We start from the raw sequence: 541 nt of genomic DNA on the forward strand, positions 1-541 counted from the left end.
GATACATCCGACAAAGATCCCAGCGTGAACTGATACCAACCATTCGGCTCAGACGAACCAACAAAATCAGACAAAACAACAGGCGCCGACGTCAGCGCACCTAACAGATTGGCGGTCGATAACGTAGTGCCAGAGATCGCAACCGGAGCTGTCCCAGTTACACCATCCGATGTCGCCGTCAGCGTATAGGCTGTATTGGAACTATCTTGGACAAGGATGAAGTAATGGCCAGCAGCTAGATTCAGATTGAGCGTGATGGGTTGCGCGGGGTCATAGGTTGGCGTCGCATAGCCGACCTGATTGCCAGAGGCATCAAGCACATAAAGATAAGCGCCGTTATTACTCAGGCCCGAAAACTTCAAAGCGACGGAGGAGAGATCGCTTAAAGTGAAGCTGTAATAGTCATTAGAGGCAATCGCGCCGATCCAACCAGATTGGGTTGTTGAGACAGTTCCGAGTGTTCCGAGGTTTTGTGCGGATGCGAGGGATGATCCACCGGCTGCGGGCAGAGCGGTTGCAGATGCGGCGACGGTATAGGTTG

The 541-nt window shown here is 52.7% G+C and carries 1 protein-coding gene; it reads right to left on the bottom strand.

What is annotated here, in order from left to right:
- A partial coding sequence (locus ACELLULO517_RS28475; protein ID WP_227310880.1) for a hypothetical protein occupies nucleotides 1-541 on the bottom strand: 541 nt, incomplete at both ends.

The sequence above is a fragment of the Acidisoma cellulosilyticum genome (genome assembly GCF_020621385.1).
Taxonomy (GTDB): domain Bacteria; phylum Pseudomonadota; class Alphaproteobacteria; order Acetobacterales; family Acetobacteraceae; genus Acidisoma; species Acidisoma cellulosilyticum.